Consider the following 16,434-nt stretch of genomic DNA (forward strand, 5'->3'; position numbering starts at 1 on the left):
ACCTCATTTTGCAGATTGAGAATGTGCTTCAATTACTTTTAGCACCTCTTGATAAAATACACTAGCATCAAATTTTGTAAGATACGCAGCGCCACCAGCCTCTTTACTCTTGATCTCACTAAATTCATTACTTAATGAAGAGTTAAATACAATTGGAACCTCTTTAAACCTATCATCATTTTTAATAGTTGAAGCAAATCGGTATCCATCCATTTGTGGCATTTCGATATCACTTAAGATAACTCTAAGCTCTCTTGTTAGGTTATCCCCATATCTTTGATAAAGCTCTTCCATTCTCTCTAAACCCTCAACGCCGTTTTTAGCTTCAACTACACTAAGACCCATCTTCTCAAGTGCATCTTTTACTAGCTTTCTAGCAGTCGAGCTATCATCTAGAACAAGAGCAGAGCCTTTTAGTTTTTGATCATCTGTTACATCAAATTCGATCTTTGGCGAGTAAATTCCAAGCTCTTCAACGATGCTTTCAAGATCAAGAATGAGAAGTACTTCATCATCTTCTATTCTTGTTACACCTGTGATCTTACCTTTATCTAGAGTACCAGAACCTGAAGCAAAATTTGCTGGCTCTATGTCTTTCCAGCTTATTCGCCTAATCCTCTTGGCCTCATGGACGATAAAACCGATCAATATACCGCTAAATTCAGCGATAATGACACGTGGTTTTATGACTACGCCCTCAGTTGGCTCGACTATATTCATCCATCTTGCCAAATTTATGACAGGGATCACCACGCCTCTTAAATCAAAAATTCCCTCAATATACTCGGGAACACCAGGAAGCTCGGTAAGATTTGGCATCTTAATGATCTCCCGCACCTTTGCGACATTGACTCCGTATATTCCTTCATATACTTTGTTTTCGGCCTTTTTAAAGATACGAAAATCAACAAGTTCCATCTCGTTTGAGTCCGTTTTTAGTACGTTATCTCCAAACATCAATGTCCTTTCAAACTCATTTTGAGCAAATTCAACTTTTGCTGGGCGTATTCTACAACAAAATAACTTTGCTCGCATGCAAAACAAGGTAAATTTATATAAAATCTATCGTAAATATCAAATAGCTCACCTTGATGATAGTGTCCCTCTATCACTATACTTGCGTCAAAGCCCTGTAAATGCTTGCTCATTAGCTCCTTGAAGTTTGAAATTTTATAGTGCAGATTTTTCTTAGTAAGTTTGGCTAGTATCGCTTTTGAAATTTTAAAATCCAAAATTTTATCAAGCTCGTTCATAAATTTCAAAAACCATCTAAGCCTTAAAAACCTAAGCGCGTACTTATCTATAAAAGGTAAAAATATATCGCCATGCGCGATCTGGACGTGCTCGCCACTTATAGTTTTAAATTTCACTGGCTGAGCGCAAATGTCATAGACCTTTACCCCCTCAAAGCTTAGCCTCTCACCTTTGTCCCAAAAATCTCTAGTTTTATTAAATAAATTTGAAAGCCTAAAATCGTGGTTGCCCTCGAAATAAAAAATTTCCACCTTTTGTGAAATTTTATTTATAAGCCTTAAGTGCTCAGCGTAAAATTTTTGCGTATATTCGCCCTCGCCCGTTAAAAAATCAAATATATCGCCAAGCAAGAAAATCTGCGGTGGCTCCTTGATCTCTCCGCTATCAACGGCACGCAAGAATTTCAAAAATCCATCTCTATTTATATTTTCATGCGCATCAGCCAAAAAGATCGCGCCTTCTTTTATAACGGGGGCATATAGGTATTCGCTCAAATTTTGCCTTAATTAAAAATTAGCAGAGCCAAAAGCAGTTTTTAGCTCTTCGCCTCATCTTTTTAGTCAAATTTTATAGGTTTATAGCAGATCTTAACGATCTCAACGTCGCTTCTGCCTTTTGGTAAATTTAGCGCTACCTCATCGCCCTCAGCCTTGCCTAAAAGCTGCTTTGCAAGAGGAGAGTTTATCGAGATATAGCCCTTGTCTAGGTCACTTTCGCTCACACCAACTATCGTATAAGTATGCTCTACCTCAGTCTCTTCGTCCATTATCGTCACACTTGAACCAAATCTCACCCTATCATGCTCGTAGCTACTTGGATCGATCACTTCAGCGTTTGCTAAAAGTGCGCTAAGCTCAGCGATCCTAGCGTCTATAAAGGCTTGCTTCTCCTTTGCTGCGTGATACTCAGCGTTTTCTTTTAGATCGCCATGGCTTCTTGCGATGTCTATCTCTGTTACGATTTGTGGGCGCTGCACTAGCCTTAGATCCTTTAGCTCAGCTTCTATCTTCTCGTATCCGTGCATTGTCATTGGTTCACTCATTTTTTACTCCATATTTTTTAAAATTTTTACTACATTTTTACTGCTGCCATGCCCTAGGTAGGCTCTTAGCTCATCGCAGCCTTTTAAGAATTTTTGCCTATCGCAGCTCTTGTAGGCTCTTAGCAAATTTTCAGCCGTTGCAAACTCCTGGATAAACTCCTCATGAAGCGGCTCTTTGCCCATGAAGTCAAACATTATATTTGCAAGTCCCGCGTGCTTGATCTTTACAAATTTTCTAGCGATGAAAACATCTATCGCTTTTGCCTTATATGCTAGCACAAATGGCGTGCCAATGAGCGCTGCTTCAAGCGTAGCAGTGCCAGAGCAAACAAAGGCAAAGTCGCTCTCATACAAGGCTTCAGGCGTGTTTGAGACGACCTCAAAATCGCTCACATCGCCATAAATTTCGCCTACTTTATCAAGCAAAAATGGTGGCACGACAAGCAGCCTTTTAGCCTCTATCTTTTTAGCAAGCTCTCTATAAACTGGCATCAGCCTCGAAATCTCTGACCTTCTTGAGCCTGGCAAAAATGCCACTTTGCCACTACTACTTAGGCTAGTTTTCTTAAGCTTTATCTCATCCATCAAAGGATGGCCCACGTAGGTCGAGCGGCTATAAAGTTTAGAGTCAAATGGCAGGATCGAAGCTAGGTTGTCACAGTATCTCTCCACAACGCTTACTCTTTTTGGCTTCCACGCCCAAACTTGAGGCAAGATGTAGTATGTCACGGCTGCTTTTGCGCCGGCCTCTTTTATCGCCTTTGCAAGCGGCAGATTAAAGGCTGGACTATCTATTAGCAGCACTGCATCAGCCTCTTTTGCCATCTGGCTCATCACTTTCATCGCTTTTTTTGCTTTAAAGATGAGCGGCAAAACCTCGACAAAGCCCATCGCAGAAAACTCGCTGCTTTTCATATATGGCGTGCCAAGCTCTTCGCTAAAAATTCCCATTAGCTCAAATTCACCCTCGAAATTTTTCAAGATTTCTTTTAAATGCAAATTTGCCGATGGCTCAAGAGCGGAGACTAAAATTTTCATTTACACACTTTCATCAGGTCTTTTTTTGGGGGCATTATACGCAAAAATTCTTTAAAATTTTAAGAAAGCTGTGATAAAATCCAACCCTTTAAAGGATAAAATTTGAAAGAAATTTTGATAACAAATGACGATGGATTTGAGGCGACTGGCCTGCTTGCCTTAAAAGAAGCTTTAAGCGAGCTAGATGGCGTAAATGTCACGATCGTGGCTCCAAGCTCTGAAAAATCAGCCTGCGCTCACTCTTTGACGCTCACAAGACCGCTTAGGTTTATAAAACTTGATGATGGCTTTTTTAAACTTGACGACTCAACGCCCAGCGACTGCGTCTATCTCGCACTTCACGCACTTTATAATAAAAAACCAGATCTAGTGATAAGCGGCATAAATCACGGGGCAAATTTGGGCGAAGATATCACCTACTCTGGTACGTGTGGAGCGGCGATGGAGGGCGTTTTACAGGGCATTAGAAGCATCGCTTTTTCGCAGTTTTATGAAAACAACTCACTAAATGAACTTGGCTTTGAACTAGCAAAAGAGATCGTTAAATTTATCGTGCCAAAGGTGCTAAATGATGAAATTTCGCTAAATCAAAGAGAATTTCTAAATGTAAATATCCCAGCTAGAGCTAGCAAAAATTTCAAAGGTTACGCCGTCGTGCCAGCTGGCAGACGCACCTACGCCACGCATGCCACGCTTAATCGCAACCCAAGAGGCATCGAGTACTACTGGCTTGGAAACGCCGCACTTGAATATGAAAAAGGCGAGCCAAGCGACATCAGCAAGGTAAATGAGGGCTTTGCCACAATAACGCCCATAAAACTAAACATGACTTCATACGAGAGCTTGGAGAGCTTAAAAGGGAAATTTGATGCAAAATGATAGATTTACAAGGATAAGATGGCTCTTTGGCGAGGATGGTTTTAGCAAGCTTCAAAGCGCGAAAGTGCTAGTTTGCGGAGCTGGAGGCGTTGGTGGGATGTGCGTAGATGCGCTTGCTAGAAGCGGGGTCGGAAGCATCACGCTGATCGATAAAGACATCTTTGACGTGACAAATCAAAACCGCCAAATTTACAGCGAAAACGTAGGCGGCGTAAAGGTGGAGGAGTTTGCCAAAATTTATCCTTGCATCACGCCTATGCAGACGCTGATCACACCTGAGTTTGTCGCGGGATTTGACTTTAGCAAATTTGACGTGGTGATCGACGCGATCGATGATATCACCGCGAAGATCGCCCTTGCAAATGCGGTAGATCCTAGTAAATTTATAGCCTCGATGGGTGGGGCAAAAAGAGTTGATCCAACCAAGATCAAGGTGGCCTGCGTTTGGAAAACTTCGGTCGATCCACTAGCTAGAAAATATAGATATGAGCTCAAAAAATCAGGCTTTAGCGGTAAATTTGACGTCGTTTTTTCAACAGAAGAGCCCCTTTGCAAGCCACTTGGAAGCTTCATGGGCGTGACTGCCTGCTTTGGGCTAAATTTAGCCTCGCTAGCTGTTAAAAAAATAGTCGGGCAGAAAGCCTAAATTTGCACTCCGAGCAAAATTTAAAATTAGAGCTAACATTTTTGGATAAATTTAACAGCCAGCTCTACAACAGACAAATTTAACAATCCAAGATGAGAATTTAGCAAATTTTAAAAATTTGTGAACGAGTAATTTCGGCTCTAAAATTTGAGCTAAGCAGTAAGCGAAGCCAAATTTTAGTAGTCAATTCTTAGGGGTGAGTGAAAGTTTTAAAATTTGAAAAACGCAGTAAATTTAAAGAGTAGCTAAATTTAAATTAGCTAGCTGCAAATTTAGCAGCCAGCTAAAATTTTAGTTTTTATGGATGCGAAGGTAGCTATTTAGTGCGCCGACATAGGCCTTAGCGCTTGCCATCATCGTATCGATATCAAGTCCGTGACCCATTACGGCTGTCTTGCCCTCAAACTCGACTTTTACATCGACCTTTGCAAGAGCATCTTTACCCTGAGAAACAGCTGTGACCTTGTAATCTTTGAGCGTGCCGTTAATGCCACTAATGCGATCAACTACCTTAAATATCGCATCTGCTGTGCCATTGCCAAGGGCTGAGTCGCTAACGATCTCGTCGTTGTGCCTGATACTCATAGAGGCACTTGCTAAGCTGCCACCGCTACTTTGAAGCAAGTCTGTGATCTCGTAAGCCTGCGGGATCTTAGTGATCTCCTCTGCCACGAGCGCCCTAATATCATCGTCAAATATCTCTTTTTTCTTATCTGCCAAGTCTTTAAATTTCTCAAATGCCTTATTAAGCGCATCACTATCAAGGTCAAATCCAAGGCTAGCAAGCTTATCCTTAAACGCATGGCGACCACTGTGCTTGCCAAGAACGAGCGAGTTTTTCTCTAAGCCGATGCTCTCAGCACTGATGATCTCGTAGGTCTCTTTGTGCTTTAGTACGCCGTCTTGGTGGATGCCACTCTCGTGCGCAAAGGCGTTTTTGCCAACGATTGCTTTGTTTGGCTGTGGCTCGATGCCTGTGATGCTAGCGATCAGTCTTGAAGTCGGATAAATTTCTTTTGAGATGATGCCTGTGTAAAGTGGAGCAAAGACGTCCTGACGAGTTTTTATGGCCATCACGATCTCTTCAAGTGCAGCGTTTCCAGCGCGCTCGCCGATGCCATTTATCGTGCCTTCAACCTGCCTTGCACCAGCTTTTATAGCAGCTAGAGAATTTGCCGTAGCCATGCCTAGATCGTTGTGGTTATGCACCGAAACTACCGCTCTACCACCTATAAATTTTACTATTTCGCTAATGCGAGCTGTGATCTCCTCTGGATACAAGTAGCCAACCGTATCAGGGATGTTTATGGTTTTTGCCCCTGCGCTTATCGCTGCGTCACAAATTTCTTTTAAAAAGCTCATCTCGCTTCTGCAAGCATCCTCGCAGCTAAACTCCACGTCATCGCAAAATGTTTTTGAGTATTGCACTGCCTCAACTGCACGCCTGATCACCTCGTCTGGGCTCATTTTTAGCTTGTACTGCATGTGGATCGGACTTGTTGCTATGAAGGTGTGAATTCTTTTGTTTTTTGCTGGAGCTAATGCCTCGCCAGCTGCCTTGATGTCACGCTCAACCGCACGTGCAAGCGAGCAGACAGTGATGTTTGAAGCTTGCTTTGCGATCTGATTTACCGCGTCAAAGTCCCCTGGGCTAGCCGCTGCAAATCCAGCCTCCATCACATCTACACCAAGCCTTTCAAGCTGAAGTGCGATCTGTAGCTTTTCAGCTGTGTTCATAGAAGCTCCTGGGCTTTGCTCACCATCTCTTAAAGTCGTATCAAAGATTATAATTTTATTTTTATCCATTTTTTGTCCTTTTATGATTTTTTATATTTAAATTTAATGAGTTAAGTAAAGAAGAATTTGCTACCTAAGTAGCAGCAGTAGAGAGTTTTGGATTTCGATTTTTGGTAAAAATTTACGCGATTTTATTATGCCATTTTCGCTCATTCGCTCTCCTTTTTTTTGTGATTTTTGCTAAACATTATCGCCGCTCTAATAATACCATAAAGCATATAAACGCTCATAAAAAAGGTCGCACTCTCGTAAGGATATAGATAAAGCATAGAAAATACAACTACAAGTGCCACTAAAATTCGCATAACATGAGTTTGTTTTAAATTCATCTTTTTAAAGCTTGGGTAGCGGATGTTGCTAACCATCAAGATAGCCAAAACTGCTTCAAGCAATATCAAGCACCACTCAAAACCATATAAAAATTCATGCTTTAGATAAACACCAACCCAAAGCACTCCGATGATGGCTGCTGATGGTATAGGAAGTCCGATGAAAACATTTGGTTCGTATGTGCCAGTAGTGACATTAAAACGAGCTAGTCTAATAGCTCCAAAGACCACAAACATAGCTGCTATTAGCGCACCAAATCTACCAAATTTTGCACCAACTGTTAGATAAAATAAAATCGCTGGAGCCACACCAAATGCTACAAGGTCTGCAAGGCTATCAAACTCTACTCCAAATTTACTTGTAGTCTTTGTAAGTCTTGCCACGCGTCCATCAAGTCCATCTAAAATCAGTGAAAGAATGATGTAAATAATAGCTTTAAAATAGTTCCCCTGAATAGATGAAATAATGCTTATGACGCCCAAAAAAGCGCTTGCTGCGGTAAATAAATTTGGCAAGATATACATTAACTGCATTTTTTGTATGCTATTCATTTCATTTTTCCTCTTCAAAGTATCCAAGAAGTGAAGCAGCTTTAACACTCTCGCCAACACTTACACAAATTTTAGTATCTCTTGGCAAGTATAAAATCACTTCGCCGCTTCCTAAAAAGCCAAATTTTCTAGAGGCTTTTAGACTGGTAATGTTATAAATTTCTAAACTTCTACTAAAAACTCCAGCTATGATCTTCATAGCAAATTTGATATTTCCTTTTTCAAAACGAATTATCGCTCTTTCATTTAGCATCTCTGAAATTTTCATAGCCTGGCATAAAAAGAGCCCATGCCTTTTTTTAACTTCAGTGACGTTGGCATCGCTTATAGCCCTTAGCGTACCTACTCCAAAAAATGGCTTTGAGATAACTATCTTAGCCACCTCTTTATCATCAAAATTTGAAACGCTGATCTCTTTTATCTTACCATCCGTGGGCGAAAGTAAGGCTAGCTTATCATCAGTAAAAAGCTCTCTTTCAGGGTCTCTAAAAAAATAGAGAGTTAAAAGAAGCAGCGCTAGAAAAAATAGTGACGAAATACCAAACAATGCAGATATAGCAAATAAAATCAAAAAGAATAATATAAATTTATACCCTGCTTTTGCGATGTAGCCACTCATTTTTATTCCTCTTTTTTGCCTTTTTCCTCTTCTTCAAGCTCTACAAGCCTGCTTTCAAGACCATTTTCTTCTTCGTAGTTTTTGATGATCTCTCTAACTCGTTTTCCTTCGATAGTCTCTTCTTCATAAAGCGCTGAAACCATGTTTTCAATGGCACCTTTATAAATTTCAAGAAGACCAAGCACAGCTGTATATCTCTCATGAAGAAGAGCTTTTACAAACTCATCAACCTTTTCAGCCATTTTGTCGCTATAGTCTTTTATGCTTTGTCCGCCATTTAAAAATGTTGCGCGTTGCTTTTCAAGTACCATAAGACCGGCAACATCACTCATACCATACATGCTAACCATAGCTTTTATGATATCAGTTGCACGCTCTAGATCGTTGCTAGCTCCAGTTGATATCTCTTTTATAAAGACCTCTTCAGCAGCCCTACCAGCCAAAAGAACATCCACTTCTGCAAGTAGTTCATGCTTTTGCATCATAAATTTATTCTCTTCAGGCGTATTTAACGTATAGCCAAGCGCCGCAAGACCACGCGGCACGACTGAGACCTTTGTCACTCTTTTTGCGCCTTTTGTTAGCTCAGCTATCAAGGCATGGCCACTTTCATGATAAGTGACTATCTTTTTCTCTTTTGGATTTACGCGGCGTGATTTTTTCTCTAAACCAGCTATCGATCTCTCGACAGCCTCCACTAGATCAGCCTGCTCGACAAAAGTCTTTGACTTACGTCCTGCAAGAAGTGCCGCCTCATTTATGATATTTTCAAGATCAGCACCTGCTAAACCAGTAGTAAGCCTTGCGATATCCTCAATATTTACATCTTTGCCAATTTTCACATCTTTCATATGGACTTTTAAGATGTCGCAACGTCCTTTAAAATCAGGCTTATCAACAAGCACTTGCCTGTCAAATCTACCCGGTCTTAAAAGTGCAGCATCCAAAACTTCAGGTCTATTTGTAGCTGCTATAACGATGACTGGCGACTTGTCTGCATCAAAGCCATCCATCTCAGAAAGAAGCTGATTTAGCGTTTGCTCTCTCTCGTCATTGCCACCCATCGGACCAGAATTTCTGCTCTTACCGATCGCATCGATCTCATCTATAAATACAATCGCCGGGGCCTCTTTTTTTGCATTTTCAAAAAGATCCCTAACCCTACTTGCACCAACGCCAACAAACATCTCTATAAAGCTTGATGCCGACATAGAGAAAAATGGCACGCTAGCCTCGCCTGCAACAGCTCTTGCAAGAAGCGTTTTACCAGTACCTGGAGGGCCAACTAGCAAAATACCTTTTGGAATTTTAGCTCCAAGTCTTAGATATTTATCTGGGCTCTTTAGATAATCAACTATCTCTTGAACCTCTTCTTTTGCCTCTTCAACGCCTGCAACATCGTCAAATTTAACTTTTGGTTTTTCAGAATTTATAAGCTTTTTTGCACTTCCTATACCTAGTATGCCACCGCCGATATTCTTTTGCATACGACTAGCAATAAACATCCAAATAGCAAAAAATATAAACACCGGTATGATCCATGAAAATATAAGATCTCCAAACCAGTTATTTTCGCTATAAACGCTGTAAGTTATACCGTTTTGCTCAAGTATGCCAATGAGCGTTGAATCATTTATGCGCTTTGCTAGGTAGATGGTTTTGTCATTACCAACGCCTTTTATCGTGGTTTCAGATATCGCAACCTCATTTAGCTGCTTATTTTTTAGCATATCCTTAAATTCAGAATAAGCTATCATCTTGCTTTGAGCGTTGCTACCAAGCCCAAAAGTACCGCCTAGTCCGTCGCCACTAAAGCTTCTAAAAGCTAGAACTATAACTATCGCAAAAATAGCAAAGATAAAGATGGGATTTTTGTTAAAAAAACCGTTATTATCGCCATTATTTTGGTTATTATTTTGATTATTCATCCATTTCCTTATAAACAAAGCTAACCCAATCATTAGCCTGTTTTATCTCAACTAGCTCCAAATCCTTAAACGTATCTTTAATCCTATCTTCGTATTTATTCAAAATTCCTGACAATACTAAATAGCCGCCCTTTTTAAGCGATTTTTTCAAGTCATTTGAGAGCATAAAAATGACATCAGCAATGATATTTGCTATGACGATGTCATATTTTTGCTCTAAATTTGCAATAGATCCTGTCCAAATTTTATTAAATTTAACCTCATTTAGCTGGGCGTTACTTAGCGAGCTTTGCGTGGCCTGCTCGTCTGTATCGCAGGCATCGACCTTGCAGCCAAGCTTTGCTAAAGCTATGCTTAATATCCCGCTTCCGCATCCCACATCTAAAGCGGTATCACCACTTTTTGCATATTTTTGTAAAAGTTGCAAGCAAGAATTTGTGCTTTCATGGTGCCCTGAGCCAAAGGCTAGAGCTGGGTCTATTATGATATTTGTTACGCCACTAAGTGGCTCTTCCCAGCTAGGTCTAATATAAATTTTATCAACCAAAATAGGCTTAACTGCCTTTTTATATTCGCCTAGCCAGTCTTTATTTTCTTTTAAATTAAGAGAAATTTTTAAATTATTTGAAATTTTACGAACACTAGAGAGCCCTTTTGCATACTCTTCGACACCCCAAGCTATATCTTTTAGATCATACTCTTCCCTGATGATGATCTCATGGTCTAGCTCTTCTACACAGGTGACCCCAAAAGAGAAAACTAACTCTAAAATTTCATCATAAAAATTTGATGTTTTGATGCTTAATTCGTAAAATTTATCTTTCATTAACCAAGAACGTCTTCAAGCTTCTCTTTTAAAACTTGTGGCGTAAAAGGTTTAACGATGTAGTTATTAACACCTGCTTTTAAAGCTGTTATAACCTCGGCTTTTCCGCCCTCTGTTGTTACCATTATGATAGGCATATCAACATATTTTTGCTCAGCTCTTACCTTTTTAACAAGCTCAAGACCATTCATCTCAGGCATGTTCCAGTCAGTAATAAGAACCTCAATACCCTCGTTTTGCGTCAAGATATTCCAAGCTTCAAGACCGTGCTCAGCCTCGAGAATTTCTTGATGTCCTAACCTTTGCAAAGTATTTTTTATGATCCTTCTCATTGTTGAGCTGTCATCTACAACCAAAATCTTCACATAATATCCTTTTAGTAAAAATTGCCCTATTCTAGCTAATTAAAATTTATAAAAGCTTTAACGCTAGCCAACTTGTTTGAAAGCATCTTTCAAATCAAGTCGTCCCTCATAGTAAGCTTTACCAACGATCACGCCAGCTATCTCTTTTGTCTCTTTAAGTGCCAAAATGTCGTTTATATCGCTCACACCGCCACTTGCTATGGTCTCAAGCTTGCTGCTTCTAGCTATTTGCAAGCTAAAATCAACATTAACTCCGCCAAGCATTCCATCTTTGTTAATATCGGTGCAAATCACAGCTTCTACACCCACATCTGCAAATTTTTTTGCAAGATCGACTGCTTTTATGTTTGAAACCTCGCCCCAGCCTTGCACTGCCACATAGCCATCTTTGGCATCTATGCCAACTACAACCCTATAAATTCCAGCCATTTTTGCTGTAAATTCTGGATCACGAAGCGCAACTGAGCCAAGGATCACTCTGCTAACTCCAAGGTCCAAATAGCGCTTTATACGTTCTTCATCCCTTATGCCACCACCAACTTGCACCTTTAAATTTGTAGCTTTTACGATCTTTTCTATCGTGTTAAAATTTATAGCTTCCCCTGCAAACGCTCCGTCAAGATCGACCACATGCAGCCATTTTGCGCCGTAGCCTTCAAATCTCTTTGCAAGCTCACTTGGCTCACTGCTATAAATTTTAGCACTTTGCATGAGCCCTTTGCTAAGCCTAACTGCTTGCCCCTCTTTTAGATCTATCGCTGGGAAAATTTCCATCACAACCTCGCAAAATTTTCTAAAATTTTAAGCCCAACCTCATGACTTTTTTCTGGATGAGGCTGAAAACCAAAGAGATTTTCATGCTGCACCGCACTTGTAAATTCATATCCATAAGTTGTCTTTGCAAGTGCAAATTTATCATCGCAAACCACGTGGTAGCTGTGTACAAAATATAAATACTCAAGCTCTTTAAGTCCTAATCTTAAAGGGCTATTTTGTTTAAACTCGAGTGTGTTCCAGCCAACATGTGGGATCTTTAGTGGTTTATCAAATTTAGCTTCATCAAATTTAAAAACCTCTCCTGGCAAAAGAGAAAGCCCCTCATGCTCGCCAAATTCAAAGCTTTTTTCAAACAAAAGCTGCATACCAAGGCAAATTCCTATAAAGGCCTTGCCATTTTTTACAGCCTCTTTTATCGCTTCATCCATGCCATTAAATTTGAGCTTTTTCATCGCCTCGCCAAATGCCCCAACACCTGGTAAAACGATATGAGAGTGCTCTTTTAGGCTCCCAGGCTCACTTAGTAAAACGCACTCATGTCCAAGAAATTTAAAAGCATTTATCACGCTTTTGATATTTCCAGCACCATAATCAATAATAGCGATCATCTGTTCTCTTGTCTTTTTACGCTAAAGAGATAAAAGCTAAGTGCCGCCATCAGCATCGCCACACCGCCTATTAGATAGATAGCGTTTATGATATTTTCAGGTGCAGTGATAGCAAATTTAAAGACTAGCATGAGCGCTTCGATCGCAAGTGCGATGATGATAGAGCCGATAAATCTCACCATCGTCTTATAAATAACGCTATTTTCTTCGTGATTTTTGCCTAAAACCTCTTCTTCAAATATCGTCTTAACAAGGTCAAAAATGGCAAGAGCCAGCGTTAAAATGATGGTTGATTCAAAAATTTCTTCGACATTTATATGCTCGATGCTCTTTGAGATAAAGCTCTTTACGCCGTGCCAAAATAAAAATGCGCAGATCATAAAAAGCGATGCACAAAAGAGCGCATAGACTGTCTTCAAAAATCTACCAAAATGCTCCTCGACAAAGCCGCTATCGACCATATTTAGGATATTTTCTAGGCTTATATCGATGCAAGCGATAAATTTAAGCTCATTTTTTTCATTATAGATAGGCACGCTTGCTGTGACGCACAAACCTCCATTTAGGCTTGATGGATATGGGTCGCTTAAAACGCACCTTTTCTCGCGCACGGCTGTGTAGTAGTAGGCTTTATTTGCGCGGTTTTCGCCTTTTGGGATTTTATACTTTTCATTTAGGCTGATAGAGTCTTCGATTTGTATGCCATTTTCGTCCAAAATGTATAGTGCATCAAAATTTTCTATCTCGTGGCTGATCTTATCAAAGCCAGCTTTTATGTTTTCTAAGCACACTCCAGGCAGTCTGTTTGGTAAATTTCTACTAAACAAATAGCAGATATATGCCCTTGCCTTATATCTCGTGTCACTAAATCTCTTAATATCTTTTATAACCAAAATTAGCCTTTTAAATTTAATGCATGATTAAACTCTGGCACGATCACCTTAAGAGCAGGTGCTACCTCGTCATCTTCAAGCTGCAAAAGCCCATTTATCTGCGAATTTAAAAGGGTCAGATCATAAGGCTGCGAGTGTGTCACAAAGATCGACTCATACTTAGTTTGAACGTCATCTTTGTTGATAAGCAGCTCCTCATAAAGCTTCTCGCCAGGTCTAAGCCCTACAAATTCGATACCTAAATGCTCTTTATTTGAAAGCAGAAGCATCTTTTTAGCAAGATCTACGATCTTAACAGGCTCGCCCATATCAAGCACGAAAAGCTCTCCACCTTTTGCGATAGAGGCTGCTTGAAGGACTAGCTGGCACGCTTCAGACGTAAGCATAAAGTACCTTGTGATCTCTGGGTGAGTGACGCTTAGTGGCTTATTTGCAGCGATCTGTGCTTTAAATTTAGGTATGACTGAGCCACTTGAGCCAAGGACGTTACCAAAGCGCACACAAACTATCTCGCACACACCTGCTTCGTTTGAATTTAGTGCGTAAAGCTCGCAAACACGCTTAGTTGTGCCCATTATGTTTGTTGGGCGCACTGCCTTGTCTGATGAGATCATGACAAATTTCTTAGCACCATATTTTTTAGAAAGATCGACTGCATTTTTTGTGCCAAGGATGTTGTTTTCAACTGCTGAGCGAGGATTTAGCTCGCAAAGTGGTACGTGTTTGTAGGCTGCCGCGTGGATGACTATCTCTGGTCTAAATTCTTCAAAAACCTCTTCAAAGTCTTTTAAATTTGTGATATTTACAAGCTTGCTAACAGTTCTTTTATCTCTTGTATCTTCGCCTATTTTATAAAGGTTAAACTCGCTGTGCTCGACCATTATAAGTTCGCTTACGCCATATTTCAAGCACTGCTTACAAATTTCGCTTCCTATACTACCGCCAGCTCCAGTGACAAGCACTTTTTTATCTTTTAAGAAATTTGAAATGGCTTCTGGATTGAGGTCTTTTGGCTTTCTAGCGAGCAAATCTTCGATCGAGATATCTTTGATCGGCTCATTCTCGATAAGCGAAAAGAGCTTCATATCTCTTATGCCATATCCAGTTAGCTCATCAACTAAAGCTTGAAGCTCGTCTTGATCGAGTGCAAGCGCGATGATAGCAGTCTTTGCGTCGTAGTCTTTTATAAGGCTTGGTATATCTTTTTTATCTTGAACTAAAAATCCATCACAATATGTGCCAACAAGATCGCTTCTGCCATCTACCACGCCAACTGCATAGTAGTCAAGATAGCCCTGCTTTAAGCCACGCAAGACGTGAAGCGCCTTTGAGGTCGCGCCTATAACGATACAAGGCTCGCCTTTGTGAGGTCTGTTTGAAAAGTCAAGCACCATACGCTTTGAAATTCTCAAAAGCCCGATGAGTAGGCACGAGATGAGAAGATCGATAAAAATGACGCTTCTTGGGTAAGGATTTAAAAAATCTTGTATGATGAAAAATACGATCGTAAATAAAATCGCCGCGCAAACGTGAGCTAGGAAAATTTTACGAGCTTCATTTAAGCCAAAAAATCTCCACGGCACCTTGTAAATTTTAAACATCCACATAAAAAAGAGCTTAAATACGATCAAAAATCCAGCCGTTACAAAAAGCCCTTGCACGTAGATATCTGGGATGTCGGCGTTAAATCTCAAAAGATAAGCCGCATATATCGAAAAAACAAATATAAAAACATCGCCAAGAAGGAACAATACGAGCCTTTTTAACTTCATTGCATGAAACATTTACGCATTATCCTTGACTATTTTTATCACTCTTTCTTGTGTCTGCTCGCTCATATCGCTGCCACTTGGCAAGCAAATTCCTCTTGAAAATAGATCTTCACTATATCCATCAACAAAGCTTAACGCACCTTTAAAGACAGGCTGCAAGTGCATAGGCTTCCAAAGTGGGCGGCTCTCGATGTTTGCGTCAGCTAGTGCTTTTATAACTTTTAAATGTGCATCTTTTTTAGCAAAAACGCCGGTTGTGAGCCATCTGTTTCCACGAGAATTTGGTAGCTCTGGCATAAATTCTAAAATATCGCCAAGCTCTTTTTCATAAATTTCAAAGACCTTTCTCTTTTGCTCGACTCTCTTTTCTAAAACCTCCATCTGAGCCACGCCAATAGCACCTAGGACGTTACTTAAACGGTAGTTGTAGCCGTAGTCTTTATGCTCGTAGTGAAGCAAAGGCTCTCTTGCTTGCGTGCTGTAAAATCTAGCTTTTTCAACAAATTCGCTATCTCCAACTAGCATGCCACCACCTGAAGTAGTGATGATCTTGTTGCCATTGAAGCTATATCCACCCATCACGCCAAATGTGCCAAGCGCCTTGCCGCCGTAAAATCCACCAAGCGCTTCAGCTGCGTCCTCGACCAAAGCGATGCCCTCGTTTTGGCAAATTTCGCAAATTTCTTTCATCTTTGAAGCTTGTCCATAAAGATGAGTGACGACTAGTGCTTTTGGCTTTTTAGGTAAATTTGAGATCGCTTTTTTAAGTAGCTCTGGGCTTAAATTCCAGCTCTCGTCGCTATCTATAAAGACTGGAGTTGCCTTTTCATAAAGTATCGGCGAGACTGAAGCCATGAAAGTAAAGCTAGAAGCTAGCACAAGATCGCCCTCTTTTACGCCAAGGACGCGAAGTGCTAGGTGAAGTGCCGCAGTTCCAGCGCATAGTGCAAGCGCATCTTTGGCGCCAGTATAAGCCTTTATGCTATCTTCAAATTTATTGACATATTCGCCAAGTGGCGCTATGTAGTTGCTTTCAAAAACTTTTTTTATATATTCTTGCTCTTTTCCACTCATATTTGGTGGAGATAAAAAAACCCTATCCATTTTCA

General features: G+C 40.4%; 17 protein-coding genes. 2 read left to right on the plus strand and 15 right to left on the minus strand.

Translation table 11 applies throughout. The features are described from left to right. Positions 1 to 3: 3 nt before the first annotated feature. The 4 genes from CYO90_RS03840 to lpxB form a co-directional block, all read right to left on the minus strand. Positions 4 to 957, minus strand: a complete 954-nt coding sequence (locus CYO90_RS03840; protein ID WP_002939662.1) for a chemotaxis protein — start codon at positions 955 to 957, stop codon at positions 4 to 6. Continuing rightward, positions 957 to 1,748: a UDP-2,3-diacylglucosamine diphosphatase gene (locus tag CYO90_RS03845; protein WP_103578508.1), complete on the minus strand. Its 792-nt coding sequence runs from the start codon at positions 1,746 to 1,748 to the stop codon at positions 957 to 959. Before CYO90_RS03845 ends, CYO90_RS03840 begins: the two co-directional genes overlap by 1 nt. Before the next feature lie 62 nt (positions 1,749 to 1,810). After that, complete coding sequence (gene greA / locus CYO90_RS03850) at positions 1,811 to 2,296, minus strand: transcription elongation factor GreA (protein WP_012001423.1); 486 nt, start codon at positions 2,294 to 2,296, stop codon at positions 1,811 to 1,813. 3 nt (positions 2,297 to 2,299) lie between these two features. Then, on the minus strand, positions 2,300 to 3,334 hold the full coding sequence (gene lpxB / locus CYO90_RS03855; protein WP_103578509.1) for a lipid-A-disaccharide synthase: 1,035 nt from the start codon (positions 3,332 to 3,334) through the stop codon (positions 2,300 to 2,302). A gap of 102 nt (positions 3,335 to 3,436) precedes the next feature. On the opposite strand from lpxB, the gene surE reads away from it, so the two are divergent. Next, positions 3,437 to 4,213 carry a 5'/3'-nucleotidase SurE gene (gene surE, locus CYO90_RS03860; RefSeq protein WP_103578510.1) on the plus strand — a complete coding sequence of 259 codons (777 nt, stop codon included), beginning with the start codon at positions 3,437 to 3,439 and terminating at the stop codon, positions 4,211 to 4,213. Further along, on the plus strand, positions 4,203 to 4,859 hold the full coding sequence (locus CYO90_RS03865) for a tRNA threonylcarbamoyladenosine dehydratase (protein ID WP_103578511.1): 657 nt from the start codon (positions 4,203 to 4,205) through the stop codon (positions 4,857 to 4,859). The genes surE and CYO90_RS03865 overlap by 11 nt, the downstream gene beginning before the upstream one ends. A gap of 291 nt (positions 4,860 to 5,150) precedes the next feature. Here the strand turns inward: CYO90_RS03865 and CYO90_RS03870 are convergent, their stop codons facing one another. The 11 genes from CYO90_RS03870 to pglE form a co-directional block, all read right to left on the minus strand. Beyond that, a complete protein-coding gene (locus CYO90_RS03870; protein WP_103578512.1) occupies positions 5,151 to 6,665 on the minus strand; it encodes a 2-isopropylmalate synthase in 1,515 nt (504 codons plus the stop codon). Between the two features lie 140 nt (positions 6,666 to 6,805). Then, the gene (gene pssA / locus CYO90_RS03875; RefSeq protein ID WP_009294672.1) at positions 6,806 to 7,537 is read right to left on the minus strand and encodes a CDP-diacylglycerol--serine O-phosphatidyltransferase; all 732 of its coding nucleotides are present in this window, start codon (positions 7,535 to 7,537) and stop codon (positions 6,806 to 6,808) included. A 1-nt stretch (position 7,538) separates the two neighbouring features. Continuing rightward, positions 7,539 to 8,156 (minus strand): phosphatidylserine decarboxylase, encoded by a 618-nt coding sequence (locus CYO90_RS03880; RefSeq protein ID WP_103578513.1) that lies wholly within the window; start codon positions 8,154 to 8,156, stop codon positions 7,539 to 7,541. A gap of 2 nt (positions 8,157 to 8,158) precedes the next feature. Further along, complete coding sequence (gene ftsH, locus CYO90_RS03885; protein ID WP_103578514.1) at positions 8,159 to 10,084, minus strand: ATP-dependent zinc metalloprotease FtsH; 1,926 nt, start codon at positions 10,082 to 10,084, stop codon at positions 8,159 to 8,161. Next, positions 10,077 to 10,910, minus strand: coding sequence for a 50S ribosomal protein L11 methyltransferase (locus CYO90_RS03890; protein WP_103578515.1), 834 nt, complete (start codon positions 10,908 to 10,910; stop codon positions 10,077 to 10,079). The genes ftsH and CYO90_RS03890 overlap by 8 nt, the downstream gene beginning before the upstream one ends. Continuing rightward, positions 10,910 to 11,275 (minus strand): chemotaxis response regulator CheY, encoded by a 366-nt coding sequence (locus CYO90_RS03895; protein ID WP_002939933.1) that lies wholly within the window; start codon positions 11,273 to 11,275, stop codon positions 10,910 to 10,912. Before CYO90_RS03895 ends, CYO90_RS03890 begins: the two co-directional genes overlap by 1 nt. A gap of 63 nt (positions 11,276 to 11,338) precedes the next feature. After that, a complete protein-coding gene (hisA, locus tag CYO90_RS03900) occupies positions 11,339 to 12,049 on the minus strand; it encodes a 1-(5-phosphoribosyl)-5-[(5-phosphoribosylamino)methylideneamino]imidazole-4-carboxamide isomerase (RefSeq protein ID WP_103578516.1) in 711 nt (236 codons plus the stop codon). After that, the gene (hisH, locus tag CYO90_RS03905; RefSeq protein WP_103578517.1) at positions 12,049 to 12,660 is read right to left on the minus strand and encodes an imidazole glycerol phosphate synthase subunit HisH; all 612 of its coding nucleotides are present in this window, start codon (positions 12,658 to 12,660) and stop codon (positions 12,049 to 12,051) included. The genes hisA and hisH overlap by 1 nt, the downstream gene beginning before the upstream one ends. Continuing rightward, positions 12,657 to 13,553: a PDC sensor domain-containing protein gene (locus CYO90_RS03910; RefSeq protein WP_009294679.1), complete on the minus strand. Its 897-nt coding sequence runs from the start codon at positions 13,551 to 13,553 to the stop codon at positions 12,657 to 12,659. The genes hisH and CYO90_RS03910 overlap by 4 nt, the downstream gene beginning before the upstream one ends. Positions 13,554 to 13,555: 2 nt before the next feature. After that, the gene (pglF, locus tag CYO90_RS03915) at positions 13,556 to 15,337 is read right to left on the minus strand and encodes a UDP-N-acetylglucosamine 4,6-dehydratase (configuration-retaining) (protein ID WP_103578518.1); all 1,782 of its coding nucleotides are present in this window, start codon (positions 15,335 to 15,337) and stop codon (positions 13,556 to 13,558) included. Next, the gene (pglE, locus tag CYO90_RS03920) at positions 15,338 to 16,429 is read right to left on the minus strand and encodes a UDP-N-acetylbacillosamine transaminase (RefSeq protein ID WP_103578519.1); all 1,092 of its coding nucleotides are present in this window, start codon (positions 16,427 to 16,429) and stop codon (positions 15,338 to 15,340) included. Positions 16,430 to 16,434 lie beyond the last annotated feature (5 nt).

It is taken from the genome of Campylobacter concisus (assembly GCF_002913745.1).
Lineage (GTDB): Bacteria > Campylobacterota > Campylobacteria > Campylobacterales > Campylobacteraceae > Campylobacter_A > Campylobacter_A concisus_R.